Below are 16643 nucleotides of genomic sequence, written 5' to 3' on the forward strand. Positions count from 1 at the left end.
ATTCGCTCGTCCCAAAAACCGCTTCACCCACACAACAACAAAAACAGAGGAAGTCTCATGCACGTTCAACTTCACCGGAAACACCGCTTTTGCAAATTGATGCTGGCCGTGACCGCTGCCGTGATGATCAACACCGCAGGCGCTCAACTGGCCGTTGCCGAAACCGCTCCTGCCGCGACGACAGCCCCTATGCAATGTGTAACTGAAGCCACACCGCGCTACACCAAAACCCCCACCGGTTACCTCATGGTCCTGCGCATGGGCGACAACGCCTTCAAGGAACTGACCAAACTGGCCATCGCCGAGAAAATCCCCAGCGCGTCCATCAGCGGCATCGGCTTCGGCAATGTGAAGTTCGGTTTCTGGAACAAGGACAAAAAAGACTTCGACGCCAAGACCTTGAACAGTGTCGAGATGGCCAGCGTCACCGGCTCGGTGGCGTGGAAGAACGACCAGCCTTCGATCCATATGCACGGCGTTGCCGGTGACGCCACGTTTCAAGCGTACGGCGGCCACATCCTCGACTTCGAAGTCACCACCGGCTCGATGGAAATCACCGTGATCGTGCACCAGCGTCGTCTGGAACGCGGGATTGACCCGTGCATCGGCGCCAACGTGTTGGGTATTTAAGCCAGGCAAATAACGCTCCCGCAGGCATCGAACGTTGCCGGCACCCGCTACTGCGGGAGCCACCCTCCCACATTCAAACTACAAAAATAAAGGGGCGATTCACATGAGCAAGAAGAAAACGGCGGTGACCTTTGCATTGGGTGCCATTGCACTCAGCACCCAGGCGCACGCCGACTTCCTGAGTGACAGCAAAGCCACGTTGGGAATGAGAAATTTCTACTTCAACAACGACAACCGCGACGGCACGGCTGCGCCGTCGAAAACCGAAGAGTGGGCACAGGGTTTCATGCTCGATTACAAGTCGGGCTACACCGACGGCACGGTTGGTTTTGGCGTCGACGCACTGGGCTTGATGGGGATTACGCTGGACAGTGGCAAGGGACGACACGTCGGCAGCAGCATGATTCCTTCAGATAGCGACAACAGCGCTGTCGACGAATGGAGCCGGTTGGGATTGACCGGCAAGGTCAAGGTCTCGAAAACCGAACTGCGCCTGGGCACGCTGATGCCCAAGCTTCCCATCCTGGTGTCCAACGACGGCCGTCTTCTGCCACAGACCTTCGAAGGTGGCCAGATCACCTCGGGCGAGTTCAAGGATTTGACCTTCACCGCAGGCCGAATCGAACACGCCACCGGTCGGGGCTCAAGCGATCAGACCGGGTTGGCTGCCACGGGCGGCACTCGTGAAAGCAACGCGTTCGACTTCGCCGGCGGCGACTGGAAAGTCACCAAGGACCTGACCGCCCAGTATTACTACGCTAACCTGGACAACTACTACACCCAGCAGTTTTTCGGTCTGATCCACACGCTGGCGATCGCGGAAGGTCAATCGCTGAAAACCGACTTGCGCTACTTCAAGACCGATTCATCCGGTGCAAACAGCTCGGGGACGTCAGGCTACAAAATCAGCGGCTACACCGAGGGCAATGATGGTGAGATCGACAATCGAACCTGGAGCGCCGCGCTGATTTATACGGTGGGTGGCCATGGCCTCACAGCGGGTTATCAAAGCGTTTCGAGCGGCAGCAACTTCACGCAGCTCAATCAGGGCAGCCTGGCCAACAAGGGTGCCGGCGGCTCCAGCGTCTACCTGTACACCGACCGACTGATTCAAACCTTCACCCGCGCAGGGGAACGCACAGCCTTCGGTCAATACGCCTACGATTTTGCCGCCATGGGGGTGCCCGGACTGAAAGCGTCTGTCATGTACCTCAGCGGGGACAACATCAAGACGACCTCTGGCGATACCCAGAAGGAATGGGAGCGGGATATTGCGCTGGACTACGTGATTCAGTCCGGTTCGCTTAAAGGTGTCGGGTTCGGATGGCGTAACGGCAAGTCCAACAGCGAGGCGTCCCGCAACCAGTATCAGAATCGCTTGATCGTGAGCTACAGCATCCCACTGCTGTAGGAGCAAAGCTTGCTCCGGGCGGCGATCCGACGATGGCGTCGGCACCTTCAACATCAACGTGACTGACACACCGCTATCGCGAGCAGGCTCACTCCCACATTGGATCTTGGGTGGCCGCAAAATGTATGACCAACCTCATTCCCTGTGGGAGTGAGCCTGCTCGCGATGGCCTCGGCAAACTCAACATCAAGGTGACTGACCCACCGCTATCGCGAGCAGGCTCGCTCCCACATTGGATCTTGGGTGGCCGCAAAATGTATGACCAACCTCATTCCCTGTGGGAGTGAGCTTGTCCAGATTCATTAGGCCAGATCAGTATTGAACTGATATCGCTTCGCCAGGGAACTCCTGACGTCCGCCACGCATCCTAGACTATGAGGTACTTCCTTTTTTGCTTCACGCTTTCCGAGGACACCGTCATGCGTCGTCTGATTATCATCTCTTCACTAGTGCTTTGTTTGCCCGTTGGTTCGGCCATGGCCGATGTAGATGCAAAAGATGTCGCCACCTCGGCCGGGGTCTCCGCATCGCTGTACTCGACCTTCAAGGATGACAAACGGGTGATACCAGCCCGAGATGACGCCACCAGCTTCGTCGCCAGTGGTGGCGCGATTCGGGGTGCTTATCTGGAGTCGTACTTAAAGCAGGTTCGCCTGGAAAATCCCGGTCTCAACGCCAGCGACGAAGACCTGGCCAGAGCAATCCTCGTCCAGGAAGGCGTAGCTGCAGGTCAATAAAGGCTGAAAAAGTAGCGGTGGGGCTCGCGGCACCCGGATAGCGTTTGCAGCCCTACCTCACTTCAGCACCCTTGGATAATCGCGCCCAACCTGCCACCAATTGCGCGCTGATGCTCACGCCGCCACACACCACAATCACTACATCATGGGCATCGGCAATCGCCGGATGGTCCAGGTATCCAATCGCCAACGAAACGCCGCACGCCGGCTCGACCAACTGACGCAGGTCGTTGGCGTAACGCACCACGCCCATGATCGCCTCGTCATCGCTGAGCACGACACATTCATGCGGGAAATCGAGGATGTGCTGCACCGGCCAGGCAGCCACCAACGTAGCGCCGAGCGACTTGGCGACCGTATCGATCCGGGGAAATACCACCGGATGTCCGGCGCTGACAGCGGCGGCAAAAGACGCGGCACCCTGGGTTTCACACGCAATGATCCGGCAGTCCATGCGCTTGTGGCGGATCAATCCGGTGAGAATCCCCGCCAGCAAGCCTCCGCCCCCTACCGACATCACAAGTGCATCGACCTGAGGACAGTCCTCGAGGATTTCATCGACCATCGTGCTGTGCCCTTCCCACAGCACCGGGTGATCGAAGGCTGGCACGTATTCGGTGTCCGCGCCCTGGGCGAGTTCCTTGGCCCGTAGATTGGCTTCGTCCCAGACCTTGCCATGGACGATCACCTCGGCACCGGTTTTCCTGATCCGTGCACGGGTGGTTTCCGGCGTGGTGTTCGGCACCACGATGCAGGCTTTCAACCCCAGGCTGGCGGCAGCCACGGCGGTGGCAAACCCGGCATTGCCGCCGGAAGGACAGATCACTTTGCGTTTCCCTTGCTCCGCCGCCTGGCTGCACAACAGCCCTATGCCGCGAAGTTTGAATGAGCCGCTCGGTTGCAGGTTTTCCAGCTTGAGCCAGATTCGTCGGGACGGGGTCGACAGATCCGGATGCAGAATCAAGGGCGTTCTGATGTGAAGCATGGTGGTGCTCCTTAAGGGTGAACGGTCCTTATCCAAGCTTAGTTCACCCTGCCCGGCGGCTACCGCTTCAGCTATAACGCGGTGCTGCCGTGGAGTTACCGAACAACCCCGAAAGCGTCTGGCGCTGGGCTTCGTAAGTGTCCCACTGGTCGCCTTGGTGCAGGCCGGGAATGGTCACCACTTCGCCTTGCGCCAGGCCCGTCAACGCGGCATCGACCATGTCCTGGGCAGACATCACGATCTCTTGCGGCAGGTTTTCCACTGGGTTGCCGGCCTCGCTCCAGAAGTCAGTAGCGGTAGCACCGGGCAATACGGCCTGGATACGAATGCCTTTGTCCGCCAACTCGCGGTGCATCGACTGGCTCAGGCCGAGGACAAACGCCTTGGTCCCGCCATACACGCCGTTAAGAATTTCCGGGGCGATGGCAACGATCGAGGAGATATTGATCACCGTCCCGGTGCCGCGAGCGACGAAGCCTGGCACCACCGCGTAAGCCAGGCGCATCAACGCGGTCACGTTGAGGGTGATCATGTCTTCCATGTCATCCACCGGGCTGCCGAGCAGCGGCATGACAGCACCGACCCCGGCGTTGTTGACCAACAGGGTGATACTGGCGTCGTTGCGTAGAATCTCTTCAACCCGCCGCACGTCGGCCTTGTCTTTCAGATCAGCGGCGACCACTTCCACGGCGCGGCCGGTTTCGTTACTCAGGTGGTTGGCCAGGGCGTTCAGTTTTGCCTGGTTGCGGGCGACCAGAATCAGGTCGTAACCCTGCCGCGCGAGGCGGTCGGCATACACCGCGCCGATGCCCGAAGAAGCGCCAGTGATCAGTGCGGTGCCTTTGGATGAGAGAGCCATGTCGATTACCTTCACAGTGAGGCGATAACGTCGCCGGGTGCGAACCGTTATAAAGGGTCTAACGCTCGTCTCAAATGACGTTTAAAGTACGTTTTTCGGACATGACCTTTTGAGGACACCTCAATGACTTCCGTAGCGTTTGTAGTGTTTGAAGGGTTTCAGTCCATGGCGCTGGCGGCCATGCCGGTGTTCGAGTACGCCAATTTCAGCGCGGGCGAAGCGCTTTATGACGTCAGCGTAGTGTCCGAAGACGGCCGCACATTGCGTGCGTCCGGTGGCCTGAGCGTCGGCACCGAAGCCTTTGGTGAACGAGTGTTCGATACGGTGATCGTAGTCGGCGGCGATGCCATCCTCGAGCAGGCGCCCGAGGGCGTGCTGACGTATCTGCGCCACAGCGTTAAAACCGCACGGCGCACGGCGTCGATCTGCTCCGGGGCGTTCGTCCTCGCCCAGGCGGGTTTGCTCGACGGACGGCGGGCCACCACCCACTGGGCTTATGCCCGGGAGCTGCAAGCGCGGTTCCCGTCGATCAAGGTCGAAGAAGACCGCATCTACGTCGTCGACGGTTCGATCTGGACCTCCGCCGGGATGACCGCCGGCATCGACCTGGCGCTGGCCATGGTGGAAAAGGATCACGGCGCCGCACTGGCCCGTTCCGTGGCGCAGAAACTGGTGATGTACCACCGCCGCGCGGGCGGCCAGTCGCAGCACTCGGCGCTGTTGGAACTGGAGGCGAAATCCGACCGCATTCAAACCGTCCTCGGCTATGCGCGAGAACACCTCACCGAAACCTTGTCGGTGGAGCAACTGGCGGACGTCGCGCGCCTCAGCCCTCGGCAGTTCAGCCGGGCCTTCCGGGCGGAAACCGGTCAATCACCGGCCAAAGCCATCGAGAACCTGCGCCTGGAAACGGCACGGCAGATGCTCGAGCGCGGACGCCTGACCCTCGACCAGATCGCCGAAGAATCCGGTTTCAGCGACTGCCGTCGTATGCGCGAAGCCTTCCTGCGGGCGTTCGGACAGCCGCCGCAAGTGATTCGGCGAAATGCCAGGGCCGACAGCGCCACATAGGAGCTGCCGCAGGCTCCTACACTGAACGGTGTCAGGTCCGTTTGTGGAGGTGCAGATGAAAATCTCGGCCAAACTGGCGTTTTTCGCCATTGTTTCCACCCTCGCCTACCTTGGGCTTGCGGTGTGGGGGCTTGGCGGGTTCTCGGCGTTTTTCGCTCATGCACCGCTGGTGGTCATCGTGCTTGCCACGTTGGTGATGGTCATCGCGTCCTGGTTCACCGAGGTCAACCTGAGTCCCGGCGAACGTGAAGACCGGGCCAATCGCTGGGTACTGCCGGCGTTCGGGGTGATCGGTTTATTGAGCGGGTACCTGCCGGCGTACACCGACCGGATCGATTTCTGGACCTTTGGCGGCGAAGGGGTGCGCTGGCTCGGGGCGTTGCTGTTCATCATCGGCGGCACGCTGCGGCTGTGGCCGGTGTTTGTGCTGGGCAAGCGTTTCAGCGGATTGGTGGCGATTCAGCCGGGGCACACGCTGGTCACCGACGGGATTTATCGCACCTTGCGCAACCCCAGTTATCTGGGGCTGATGATCACTGCCGTGGGCTGGGCCCTGGCCTTTCGCTCTGGCGTTGGCCTGTTGCTGGCCGCGCTGACGCTAATCCCGCTGATCGCCCGCATTCACGCCGAAGAAGCGCTGTTAAGGGCGCAGTTCGGCAGCGAATACGAGGCTTACTGCGCCCGCAGTTGGCGGTTGATTCCCGGGGTTTATTAGCCAATTCACCTATCCCCTGTGGGAGTGAGCCTGCTCGCGATTGCGATCTTTCAGTCACATCAACGCTGAATGTGCTGACGCCATCGCGAGCAGGCTCGCTCCCACATTAGATTGTGTGTAGGCGGATTTGGTCGTCTTGATCCACATGGGCCTCGACCGAGTCGTAGCTGGCTAATGTGGCATGCGGAGTCTGGAGCGGATGGTCGTGGGTCGCGGTCACCACGATCAGGCCCGCTCCCGCTGCCTCGGCGGCGAGAATGCCCACGGTGGCGTCTTCGAAAATCAGGCAATCGGCCGGTTCAACGCCCAAACGCCTGGCTGCCAGTCGATAGCCCGCGGGATCAGGCTTTCCGGCGCTCACGTCTTCGGCAGTGACCATCACCAAAGGCTCTGGAATGCCCGCCGCGGCCATCCGCCGCAGCGCCAATGCCTTCGGCGCCGAGGTGACGATTGCCCATTGGTTGGCGGGCAGCGATTTCAGGAAATTCGCCGCGCCAGGCACCTCGATGATCCCCTCGACATCCTCGATTTCCGCCTCGGTGATGAACGCCGCTTCCGCCTCGCCATCCACCCCCGGCAACGCCAGGCGATTGATGGTGTCGATGGCGCGAACGCCATGGATGGTGGGCAGGAATGAGACGACATCGACGCCGTGACGCAAGGCCCAGGCCGCCCAGATCCGCTCGGCAGCGGCGATGGAGTTGAGGACGGTGCCGTCCATATCAAACAGAAAAGCGCGGTATGAGGTGTTGAGGACAGATTTTTGAGCAGACAAGGGGAGGTACCTCTCGCAAGTGCCAGGCGGGTTCGCCGAACAATGTAGCATTTGCGAGGAGCTGCCGAACGCTACCCGAGCCTTCGGCAACTCCAGCAGAGGTTTTTCTTGCTAAGCGGTGCGCGGTGCTTCAACAGGCGGCGTGCCGTCGTGAAACATTGTTTTCAATTGAGCACGCAGTTCCGGTGAATCGGTGTGCTTGTGAACACTGACCGCATGCTGTGCAGCAGCCTCGAGCAGTTCGTTTTCAGAGTCTGCGCACAGAGCGACCGAGCATTTGGCATCACTTGGAAACTCGCGGCAGTCGATGTATTTACGCGCCATGATCTTCTCCTCCCTGCGACGAACGCAGGCCGCGGCCTGCGCGAATGGTCACTCGACGCGCCCCCAGACATCAAACACGATTGCATGTCGCACCGAGTGTGCCGACTCTTGAAGTATAGGCCCGCCACAAGGCCCATTGTCACAGGTGGGATGGGTTCAGGTTCTATAGGGTGTCTTTCGACTTCAAGGCAAATTCCACACAGTCCAGCAACTGCCCGAGCGCCCACGGTTTCTTGATGAACGACACCGAATGCCTGACCCCGGAGCTTTCCGGGGTTTCAAAACCGGACATGATCATGATCGGTTTTTCGGGCCAACGGTCGCCAAACAGATTGGCCAGATCGGCGCCGTTGAGCTTGCCTGGCATGGTGATGTCCGTGAGCAACAAGCTAACCTGTCGTGCATGCAATTCCAGATATTCCGATGCAGCGTCTGCACTGATATGCGGTTCAACCACAAAGCCTTCTTCCTGAAGAATTTCGCAGAGAAATTCCAGGATCAGCGGGTCGTCCTCAACCACGAGAATCAACCCGCCAGCAAGGTGATCACCTGCTATCGATTCTGGACACATGATTTGCCACTCCCTGATCGCATCAATGATTTCGCGGGTTCAAATCCGCTACCTATCAGGTATGAGCAGCGGACTTCGCGGAAATTCATTTTTGATACAACCGGGAGGCGAAATCAGGCGCATACAGCGCTGCAGGGCGCCTGCCAACCAGGTTCTGGTCTCGACCAGGGGTGTGCGGATCAGTACGACGATGCGTCTTTTTTCATGCTGTCCTTGGACATCGCATCCTTTTTCATTCCGTCCTTGGACATGGCGTCTTTCTTCATCGCGTCCTTGCTCATGGAATCCTTGGACATGGCGTCCTTTTTCATCGTGTCTTTGTGCATCGCGTCTTTGGACATTGAGCCCTTGCTCATGCTGTCGTTGCTCATGCTGTTACTGGTTGCTGCATCAGCGGCAAACACGCTGGCGGCGCTAAACGCCAGGCACATGGACAGTACGGTGGTCGCTAACTTTTTCATGATGAAACTCCTTGAAGCACAGGTTGCGAAGCGCAGCGGGTGCTGCGCAGTGAAGTGGCCAGGCGCCATCAGCTACCAGCAAACCAGTTGTAGCCCTGGTCTTCCCAGTAGCCACCCGGATAAGTGTTGGTGACGAAAAGCGCCTGAATATGTTTGGGGTTCTTGTAGCCCAGCTTGGTGGGCATGCGCAGCTTCATCGGGAAGCCGTATTCGCGCGGCAGCACCGCGCCGTCATAGGTCAGCGCCAGTAAGGTTTGCGAATGCAGTGCGGTGGCCATGTCGATGCTGGTGTAGTAGTCGTCCGCGCATTTGAAGCCGACATATTTGGCATCCGTGTCGGCACCGATCCGTCTCAGGAAGTCACTGAACCGTAAGCCGCCCCAGCGCCCGATCGCGCTCCAGCCTTCGACGCAGATGTGCCGGGTAATCTGTTCGGTCTGGGCCATGGCGCGCAGTTCTTCCAGGCGCCAGCTGCGCTTGTCGGCGACCATGCCGGTCACTTCCAGTCGATAACCCTCTTCCTCCACCGTCGGCGCCTCCTCGATGCCGTAGAAGGCATTGAACGGAAACGGCCGGGTGATCATTGACTCGGGATAAGTCGGTGCCAGGGTATTGGGGTTGAACAACCAGCCCTGGACCCGATCGTTGAACCGGGACATGGAGGACAACGCGGTTTCGACGCTCTCGTTGTCGGTGAGGTTGCAGCCGGACAACATGGCCACGCCGCCGAGGGTCAGGCCGCGCATCAGGAACGAGCGTCGCGAGCGGTCCTCGATCTGCGGTGCGAGGATCTTTCTGGCATCCGTCAGGATGGACGACTCGTCCAGCCCTGAGCCTTGAATGCGCTTTTTCATACGACCTCCTTGCGACCGACAATCATGGCCCACAACGTTTTGGGCACCAGCGCGACCATCACCAAATGAACCGCGACAAAGGCCACCAACAGCGCCATCGCGATGAAGTGCACGTGCCGCGCGCTTTCGTAGCCACCCATCAGCTCACGCAACAGCGGAAACTGGACGGATTTCCACAACACCAGCCCGGAGATCACCAGCAGCGTGATGTCGACCATCACGAACAGGTACGCCACCCGTTGCACCTGGTTGTAATGACTCAGGTCGGCATGCCCCAATCGACCGCGCAATGCCGCCCACAAGTCATGCAAAACCCCTTTGGGCGAAACCGGGAAAAAGCGCCGTTTCAGACGACCACTGACGAGGTTGATGATCAGGTAGACAAGACCGTTGACGGCCAGAAGCCACATCGCCGCGAAATGCCATTGCAACGCGCCAGCGAGCCATCCACCCAAGGTGATTTCTTTGGGAAAACTGAAGTCGTACAGCGGGGAGGCGTTATAGATTCGCCAACCGCTGGTGACCATGACCAGCACCGCCAGGGCGTTCAGCCAATGGGTCAGCCGTAACCAGCGGGGATGGCTGCTGACCGTGGGTGTAGCAGGTAACTGCGACATGATGGGCTCCCGGCGGTTGATCGTTGGAGCCGATTATGCGAGCCGACAGATCGCCAAATCCTCACGTAAAGTTAAATTAAACGTGATAACTACCCACCTATAACCTGTGGGAGTGAGCCTGCTCCCACAGTTTTTTTTGCGTGGTCCGCCCTTGGCTCAATTGTGGTTAAAATGCCGCCCCCACAAATTGCTGGCCCTGCCCGATGAACGCTGACGCCCTTTCCACCCTCCACGACCATCTGCTGACAGCCCTGGCCACCGCCCCCGCCGAAACCCGCCGGCTGTTCCACGGCCGGGGCCGGTGCTGGCCGGGGCTGGAGCAATTGACGGTCGACTGGTTGCAGGGCGTGGTGCTGGTGTCGCTGTTCAAGGAACCCGAAGCCTCGCAGCTGGAGGCGTTGAAACACAAACTGATGGACCTCACGCAATCGCCTGCGTGGACGCAATCCGGCGCGCATACCCTCTTGCTGCAACATCGCTACCTGCTGCAAAGCACCACCGAGTGGTTGTTGGGGGACGCGATCGACGAGATGACGATCACCGAGGGCGGCCTGCATTACCGGGTGGACCTGGGCCGCAAGCAGAACACCGGCCTGTTCCTCGACATGCGTTACGGCCGCGACTGGGTGCGGGCCAATGCCCAGGGCAAGCGCGTGCTGAATCTGTTCGCCTACACCTGCGGCTTTTCGGTAGCGGCCATCGAAGGGGGGGCGACGCACGTGGTCAATCTGGACATGTCCAGCCCGGCCCTGAGCCGTGGCCGCGACAATCACCGGCTCAACGGCCACGACCTGAGCAAGGTGACGTTCCTCGGTCATGACCTGTTCAAGTCCTGGGGCAAGGTGATCGGCAAGGGCCCTTACGACCTGGTGATCATCGACCCGCCGTCGTTTCAGAAAGGCAGTTTCCTGCTGACCAAGGACTACCAGCGCGTGCTGCGCCGACTGCCGGAACTGCTCAGCCCGCAGGGCACGGTACTGGCGTGCATGAACGATCCGGCGTTTGGTGCGGACTTCCTCATCGACGGCGTCACCCGCGAAGCACCGAGCCTGCGGTTCGAGCAACGGCTGGACAACCCGCCGGAATTTCCCGATGCCGATGTTGAATGCGGGTTGAAGGCGCTGGTGTTCAAGCGGGAGGATTGAGCACCAGGGCAAACAACTCACCATGCCCATTCACATTGAGCTTGTGATAGAGATTGCGCCGGTGCACCTTCACCGTCTCGGGGGAAATGCCCATCTGCTGGGCGATCGCCTTGCTTGAGAAGCCCTGGAGAATCAGGCGCGCCGTTTCGATTTCCCGCACCGACAGACGCGCGTCGAAACGATCCAGCAGGGTCGCCAGATCCCCGGCCACCGCCTCGGTGGCCGGTCCTTCCGGGGGCATCAGTTGCAGGTGACGGCGCATCGCCGCCAGCACCCAATCGCGCACGCAAAGCAGGCGGCCCTGCTCTTCAAGCGTGAATCGCGTCGAGCGTCCCAACGACAAACCGAGCACGGCGCCCTCGACGTTGACCATGAACTGCAACTCGTCGCCGCCCACCACGCTGCGGAAGTAGCTCAGGTAGTACTCGCTCTGCTGAAACTGGTCGGGGGCCACCGAATCGAGGCTGTGCAAACCGTCGGCAATACCGGCACAGGCGGCCTGATAAAACGGATCGAGCAAGTACATGCCAGCGCTGTAGTCCGCGAGGTCTTCATGCTCGGCAGCACCGCCCTTCGAGTCGAAATCGATCAGCAGACGCGGCACCCGCCCGGCCCTCATGACTGCGACCAACGCGTTGTCCATCGGCACCAGCAGCCGCAGCGTATCAACCAGCGCACGCCAGAACCCGTCCTGCCCCACCGCACCAAAGACCCGCGCCAGCCCCTGGTGCACCGGTAACTCTTTCAACAACGCGTCCACGCCCTACCCCTTTCGAGTAACCCATGATGGGAATGGGTGAGTCCACTCCCGGTCGATACGCTGCAAGCACCTGATCATCACCGGCCTGCAGCAGGCCAGGAGTGCCGCATCATGAGTCGTCACCGCTCGTATATCAATCTTGGACTGGGCACCTGTCTGTCGGTCTCGCTATCGGCGGTTGCCGCCGACGGCCCGACGGTTCACGTCTACAACTGGTATGACTACATTGGCCCCACGACCCTGCAGGATTTCAAGCGTGACACCGGGATTGTCCCGGTCTACGACACCTTCGACAGCGCCGAAGTGCTGGAGGGCAAATTGCTCACCAGCCGCAGCGGATACGACGTGGTGGTGGCCAGCAATTTCAGCTTGCCGACCCTGATCAAGGCCGGCGCCCTGGCACCTCTGCCCCACGCGCAGATGCCCGATTTCAAAAACATGGACGCTGACCTGTTGGCGAAACTGGCCAAGAACGACCCGGGCAACCAGTACGCCGTGCCGTATCTGTGGGGCACCAACGGCATCGGCTACAACATCGACAAGGTCCGCGCCGCGCTGGGCGACAAGGCGCCAGTGGATTCCTGGGACCTGGTGTTCAACGAAGCCAACCTGGCCAAGCTCGGCGAGTGCGGCGTGGCCATGCTCGACTCGCCGGCCGAGATGCTGCCGGTCGCCCTGCACTACCTCGGCCTGCCACCCAACAGCACCAACCCCGAAGACTACAAAAAGGCCGAGGCACTGCTGCTCAAGCTGCGTCCGCACATTGCTTACTTCAACTCGTCCAAGTTCATCAGCGACCTGGCCAACGGCAACATCTGCGTGGCGGTGGGTTGGTCCGGCGCGATGCTGGAAGCCAAGACCACTGCCGAACAGGCGAAGAATGGCGTGAAGATCGCCTACAGCCTGCCCAAAGAAGGCGCGCCGGTGTGGTTCGACACGTTGGTGTTGCTCAAGGACGCGCCGCACCCGGAACAGGGTTTGGCTTTCATCGACTACCTGATGCGCCCTGAAGTCATCGCGCCGGTCAGTGATCACCTCTCCTACCCCAATGGCAACCGCAGCGCGACGCCACTGGTGGCCGAAGCGACCCGCAACAATCCGGCCGTGTATCCGTCGGCCGAAGCCATGGCCACGTTATTCACCCTCCAGCCTCTGCCGCCCGCCACCGAGCGCGTGCGCACAAGGATCTGGAGCAAAGTCAAAAACGGTCAGTAACCGCGATGAAATCTGTAGCAGCTGCCGAGCTTGCGAGGCTGCGTTCGGCTGCGCAGCAGTCGTAAATCCGGTTAACGCGATCCTCCTGAAGCACCGCGTACTCAGAGTTTGCGACTGCTTCGCAGCCAAACGCAGCCTCGCAAGCTCGACAGCTGCTACGGGGATTGCGTTAGGCAATAATTTTTTAATGAATTGAAGATGAGAGAAACGATGAAACCACGTGCCCGCGACTTGAATATCCAGTTCGGCCAACTGCAACCCGGCCCACTCAACGCCATCACCGATGTGCCCGGCGTCCGGGTCGGTCACAGCAATGTGCGAGGACGCACGGCAAACGGTCGCGACATCCTGACCGGCGTCACCGTGATCGAACCGCGTGCCGGTTCTACCAGCCTGCAACCGTGCTTTGCCGGCGTCCATGTGCTGAATGGCAACGGTGATGCGACCGGTCTTGAATGGATTCGCGAAGCAGGCCTCTTGACCAGCCCGATCGCCTTCACCAACACCCACAGCCTGGGTGTGGTGCGCGATGCGCTGGTTGTGCTGGACCGAGAACAGCAGCCAGATGACGGGCGACTCTACTGGAACATGCCCGTGGTGCTGGAGACCTTCGACGGCCTGCTCAACGACATCAACGGTTTCCACGTGAAGCCTGAACATGTGGCCGAAGCCCTGAGCGCGGCCGCGGGTGGTCCGGTGATCGAAGGTGCCGTCGGCGGTGGCAGCGGCATGATCTGCCATGAATTCAAGGGCGGGATCGGCACCGCTTCGCGGCGTCTGAACAGTGCTCAGGGCGGCTGGACCGTCGGCGCCATCGTCCAGGCCAACCATGGCATCCGCAACGAACTGCGCGTCGACGGTTACCCGGTCGGGCGCTACATGGAAAAGGCTGACTCGCCGTTCCTCAAGGCATCCTTGCCGCATCCGGGCATGGGCTCGATTGTCGTCTGCCTGGCCACCGACGCGCCGTTGTTGCCGCACCAGTGCACGCGCCTCGCGCAGCGCGCCAGCCTCGGCCTGGCCCGCACGGGCGGTGGTAATGAAGACCACAGCGGTGACATCTTCATCGCCTTCGCCACCGGCAATCAGCACGTGCCGCCGGCCGCTTACGAGAACAAGCGTGCGCCGACCACCGACAACCTGAGCATGGTCAACAACGACCACATCAGCGAGTTGTTCCTGGCCGCCACCGAAGCCGTGGAGGAAGCGATCATCAATGCCTTGCTGGCCTCGGACACCGCCGAAGGCAACGGCCATGCGGTACCGGGTCTGGATGCCGGGACGCTGCTCAACGCCTTGCGTCGGGCCGGGTGGCCAGGGGATTCGACTAGCGGTACTTGAGCGCAAACCCCCAACTTTCTACGATAAATCTACGCAGCCGCTTGTTGACTCAAGCCGTTGCGTAAGTGGTGAGTGAAATGAACCCCTACCAAGCTCGCCACTTGTTTCACGCGCATCTTGAGCCTCGAGGGCTCTACTTCCTCCCCATCAAAGAGCTTTGAGGCTCTTTTTTTATCTGCATGATTTCCAGACACAAGAAAGCCCTTGGCACGTTGTTCGCACCAAGGGCTTTTTTTTGCGTTGAGTCGAAGCGACTAGACCAATCGCAGTCTAGGGGACGGGGCTGGCGCTGCACCTTCACCCAGCCGCTCCCGAACAAATTCATTGGCCTTGCGCGTCATCTGGTCCAGATGCCGGTCACGCTGTTTCTCCGCATCGAGCATGGCCCGCTTGCCGTGTTTTTGCAGCAGGTAGGTATGAATCTGCCGCACCTCCAGCGAGCTGTAGATCGGCGCCACGTCCAGCACGGCCATCAAGCCATCGGTGCCGTGGTCGCGGGTGTTCATCAGCACTTGAGTCGCGCGCACGCCCACCACCTGAAACCCCATTGCCTCAAAATACGGAACCTTGGCCACCGCGCACGTCAACTCGGCATGCGGATAGCGGCCGACCATTTCCTGCAACATCCGCCGGGCAATGCCTTGGCGCCGATGGCTGGCACTCACCGCCATGTACGCAACCCCGCATGCATCGGGATCGTCCTTGACCGGCAGGTACAACAGAAAGCCGATGACCTTCTCGGGGTCGTCTTCGTCGGTCGCGACGAGCAACTCCACCGCCATCCCTTTCACCCCGTTCAACGCCTCCAGATAAAGGTGAACCTCGTAGCCAATCGCGTACTGGTAAACGTTGTACAACAGGTTGCTCGGCGCGATAGCGACCATGCTGATGTCGGTCAGGTAATCGACCACCATCTGCAGGATCTGGCTATTGATGTGCTCGGGGCACGGGGTTTTGAAATGGGTGATCTGGGGCATTCGTGGCTCTGACTCTGGGGCGGACGTGAAGAGTGTGTTCGCGGACGTGCCTATCATAACGTGCTGACGTGGCCGAAGGTGGTATGACGCTCGTTCCCACGCTCCGCGTGGGAATGCAGCCCGGGACGCTCCACGTCCCTTCCGGTGCCGAACGCAGAGCGTCCGTTGCGGCATTCCCACGCGGGAGCGTGGGAACGATCGTCGCCCGCCACTGATGCGCCAACCTCATGACTCGCGATACCCCTTAATGATCGTTCCCACGCTCTGCGTGGGAATGCAGCCCGGGACGCTCCGCGTCCCTTCCGGAGCCGAACGCAGAGCGTCCGTTGCGGCATTCCCACGCGGGAGCGTGGGAACGATCGTCGCCTGCCACTGATGCGCCAGCCTCATGACTCGCGATACCCCTTAATGATCGTTCCCACGCTCCGCGTGGGAACGATCATCGACCGCCACTGATGCGCCAACCTCATGACTCGCGACGACCGTGCTACTGCTCCGGCGCAACCATGCGAAACCGGATATTGATCTTGTCGGAGACAACACCGTCGGCCCATTCCCCCTCGCCGATTTTGAAGTCGCTGCGCTTGAGCGTTAACTTGCCGTCGAAAATCCCGATGGCGTTCTCGGCCTTCAAAAGCACCGGCACCTCCACTTCACGGGTGATCCCCCTGAGCGTGAGTTTGCCGGTGATCGAGTAACGGTTGTCGCCCATGACTTTCACGCCGGTCGATTCAAACGTCGCCACTGGATACGTTGCCGTGTTGAACCAGGCTGGTTTTTGCAGTTCGCTGTTGGCGTCGCTGCTTCCGGCGTCGATGCTGTCGAGCTGGATGGTGAGCGCGGCGCGGCCTGCCGACGGGTTGGCCGTGTCGAAATCAAGCGTGGCCTCGAACTTGCGGAAGGTGCCGTATACCCGCGAAGAGAACTGTTTATAGGTGAAGGAAATCGTGCTGGCGATTTCATTGACCTGGGTGTATTCAACCGCCTGGACACAAGGCAACGCGCCGAATGCAAGGGCGGCCACCAGCACGGCGCAGGTCGGGAATCGGTGCTTCATGGGACTCTCCGGTTGGGCTCCCGTTATGAGCAGAGGCGCCGCACACGTGAGCCAGCGATAGGTGGACTAAAGCAAACAAACACCGTTAATTCCACCTGCCGCTCACACTTCCGACCACCTGTCGGCCCCATGCCAATA

The 16643-nt window shown here is 60.2% G+C and carries 19 protein-coding genes; 8 read left to right on the forward strand and 11 right to left on the reverse strand.

Annotated elements, in window-relative coordinates; genetic code table 11:
• Positions 1-57 precede the first annotated feature (57 nt).
• From BLW70_RS23050 to BLW70_RS23060, 3 genes are all read left to right on the forward strand, one after another.
• Complete coding sequence (locus tag BLW70_RS23050) at positions 58-630, forward strand: PPC domain-containing DNA-binding protein (protein ID WP_074877920.1); 573 nt, start codon at positions 58-60, stop codon at positions 628-630.
• A gap of 103 nt (positions 631-733) precedes the next feature.
• A complete protein-coding gene (locus BLW70_RS23055; RefSeq protein ID WP_074877922.1) occupies positions 734-2041 on the forward strand; it encodes an OprD family porin in 1308 nt (435 codons plus the stop codon).
• 419 nt (positions 2042-2460) lie between these two features.
• Positions 2461-2778: a DUF2388 domain-containing protein gene (locus BLW70_RS23060; protein ID WP_074880773.1), complete on the forward strand. Its 318-nt coding sequence runs from the start codon at positions 2461-2463 to the stop codon at positions 2776-2778.
• A 52-nt stretch (positions 2779-2830) separates the two neighbouring features.
• Here the strand turns inward: BLW70_RS23060 and BLW70_RS23065 are convergent, their stop codons facing one another.
• Together BLW70_RS23065 and BLW70_RS23070 are read right to left on the reverse strand one after the other, a co-directional pair.
• Positions 2831-3763: a pyridoxal-phosphate dependent enzyme gene (locus tag BLW70_RS23065; protein WP_074877924.1), complete on the reverse strand. Its 933-nt coding sequence runs from the start codon at positions 3761-3763 to the stop codon at positions 2831-2833.
• A 67-nt stretch (positions 3764-3830) separates the two neighbouring features.
• Complete coding sequence (locus BLW70_RS23070) at positions 3831-4622, reverse strand: SDR family NAD(P)-dependent oxidoreductase (RefSeq protein ID WP_074877926.1); 792 nt, start codon at positions 4620-4622, stop codon at positions 3831-3833.
• Between the two features lie 123 nt (positions 4623-4745).
• Here BLW70_RS23070 and BLW70_RS23075 point away from each other — a divergent pair, with 123 nt between their 5' ends.
• Together BLW70_RS23075 and BLW70_RS23080 are read left to right on the forward strand one after the other, a co-directional pair.
• A complete protein-coding gene (locus tag BLW70_RS23075) occupies positions 4746-5693 on the forward strand; it encodes a GlxA family transcriptional regulator (protein ID WP_074877928.1) in 948 nt (315 codons plus the stop codon).
• A 55-nt stretch (positions 5694-5748) separates the two neighbouring features.
• Entirely contained in the window at positions 5749-6408 is a 660-nt protein-coding gene (locus BLW70_RS23080; protein ID WP_074877929.1) for a methyltransferase family protein, read from the forward strand.
• Positions 6409-6514: 106 nt separating this feature from the next.
• Here the strand turns inward: BLW70_RS23080 and BLW70_RS23085 are convergent, their stop codons facing one another.
• From BLW70_RS23085 to BLW70_RS23110, 6 genes are all read right to left on the reverse strand, one after another.
• On the reverse strand, positions 6515-7183 hold the full coding sequence (locus BLW70_RS23085) for an HAD-IA family hydrolase (protein ID WP_074877931.1): 669 nt from the start codon (positions 7181-7183) through the stop codon (positions 6515-6517).
• Positions 7184-7294: 111 nt separating this feature from the next.
• Entirely contained in the window at positions 7295-7507 is a 213-nt protein-coding gene (locus BLW70_RS23090; protein WP_074877933.1) for a DUF1059 domain-containing protein, read from the reverse strand.
• A 163-nt stretch (positions 7508-7670) separates the two neighbouring features.
• Positions 7671-8078, reverse strand: a complete 408-nt coding sequence (locus BLW70_RS23095) for a response regulator (protein ID WP_074877935.1) — start codon at positions 8076-8078, stop codon at positions 7671-7673.
• 179 nt (positions 8079-8257) lie between these two features.
• A complete protein-coding gene (locus BLW70_RS23100) occupies positions 8258-8539 on the reverse strand; it encodes a pentapeptide MXKDX repeat protein (protein ID WP_074877936.1) in 282 nt (93 codons plus the stop codon).
• 68 nt (positions 8540-8607) lie between these two features.
• Positions 8608-9393, reverse strand: a complete 786-nt coding sequence (locus BLW70_RS23105; RefSeq protein ID WP_074877939.1) for a molybdopterin-dependent oxidoreductase — start codon at positions 9391-9393, stop codon at positions 8608-8610.
• Positions 9390-10010 carry a cytochrome b/b6 domain-containing protein gene (locus BLW70_RS23110; protein ID WP_074877941.1) on the reverse strand — a complete coding sequence of 207 codons (621 nt, stop codon included), beginning with the start codon at positions 10008-10010 and terminating at the stop codon, positions 9390-9392. The genes BLW70_RS23105 and BLW70_RS23110 overlap by 4 nt, the downstream gene beginning before the upstream one ends.
• A 203-nt stretch (positions 10011-10213) precedes the next feature.
• Here BLW70_RS23110 and BLW70_RS23115 point away from each other — a divergent pair, with 203 nt between their 5' ends.
• Positions 10214-11155, forward strand: coding sequence for a class I SAM-dependent methyltransferase (locus BLW70_RS23115; RefSeq protein WP_074877943.1), 942 nt, complete (start codon positions 10214-10216; stop codon positions 11153-11155).
• On the opposite strand, the gene BLW70_RS23120 is transcribed toward BLW70_RS23115, so the two are convergent.
• Positions 11139-11915, reverse strand: coding sequence for a helix-turn-helix transcriptional regulator (locus tag BLW70_RS23120; RefSeq protein ID WP_074877946.1), 777 nt, complete (start codon positions 11913-11915; stop codon positions 11139-11141). The two genes, BLW70_RS23115 and BLW70_RS23120, sit on opposite strands and share 17 nt — an antisense overlap.
• A gap of 111 nt (positions 11916-12026) precedes the next feature.
• Between BLW70_RS23120 and BLW70_RS23125 the strand changes: the two genes are divergently transcribed.
• Both BLW70_RS23125 and BLW70_RS23135 read left to right on the forward strand, forming a co-directional pair.
• Complete coding sequence (locus BLW70_RS23125; protein WP_074877948.1) at positions 12027-13130, forward strand: polyamine ABC transporter substrate-binding protein; 1104 nt, start codon at positions 12027-12029, stop codon at positions 13128-13130.
• 210 nt (positions 13131-13340) lie between these two features.
• Entirely contained in the window at positions 13341-14471 is a 1131-nt protein-coding gene (locus tag BLW70_RS23135; protein WP_074880776.1) for a DmpA family aminopeptidase, read from the forward strand.
• Between the two features lie 254 nt (positions 14472-14725).
• On the opposite strand, the gene BLW70_RS23140 is transcribed toward BLW70_RS23135, so the two are convergent.
• The gene (locus BLW70_RS23140) at positions 14726-15448 is read right to left on the reverse strand and encodes a GNAT family N-acetyltransferase (protein ID WP_074877950.1); all 723 of its coding nucleotides are present in this window, start codon (positions 15446-15448) and stop codon (positions 14726-14728) included.
• 487 nt (positions 15449-15935) lie between these two features.
• Complete coding sequence (locus BLW70_RS23145) at positions 15936-16505, reverse strand: YceI family protein (RefSeq protein ID WP_074877952.1); 570 nt, start codon at positions 16503-16505, stop codon at positions 15936-15938.
• Between the last annotated feature and the right edge of the window lie 138 nt (positions 16506-16643).

The organism is Pseudomonas frederiksbergensis, from assembly GCF_900105495.1.
In the GTDB taxonomy this organism is placed as follows: domain Bacteria; phylum Pseudomonadota; class Gammaproteobacteria; order Pseudomonadales; family Pseudomonadaceae; genus Aquipseudomonas; species Aquipseudomonas frederiksbergensis.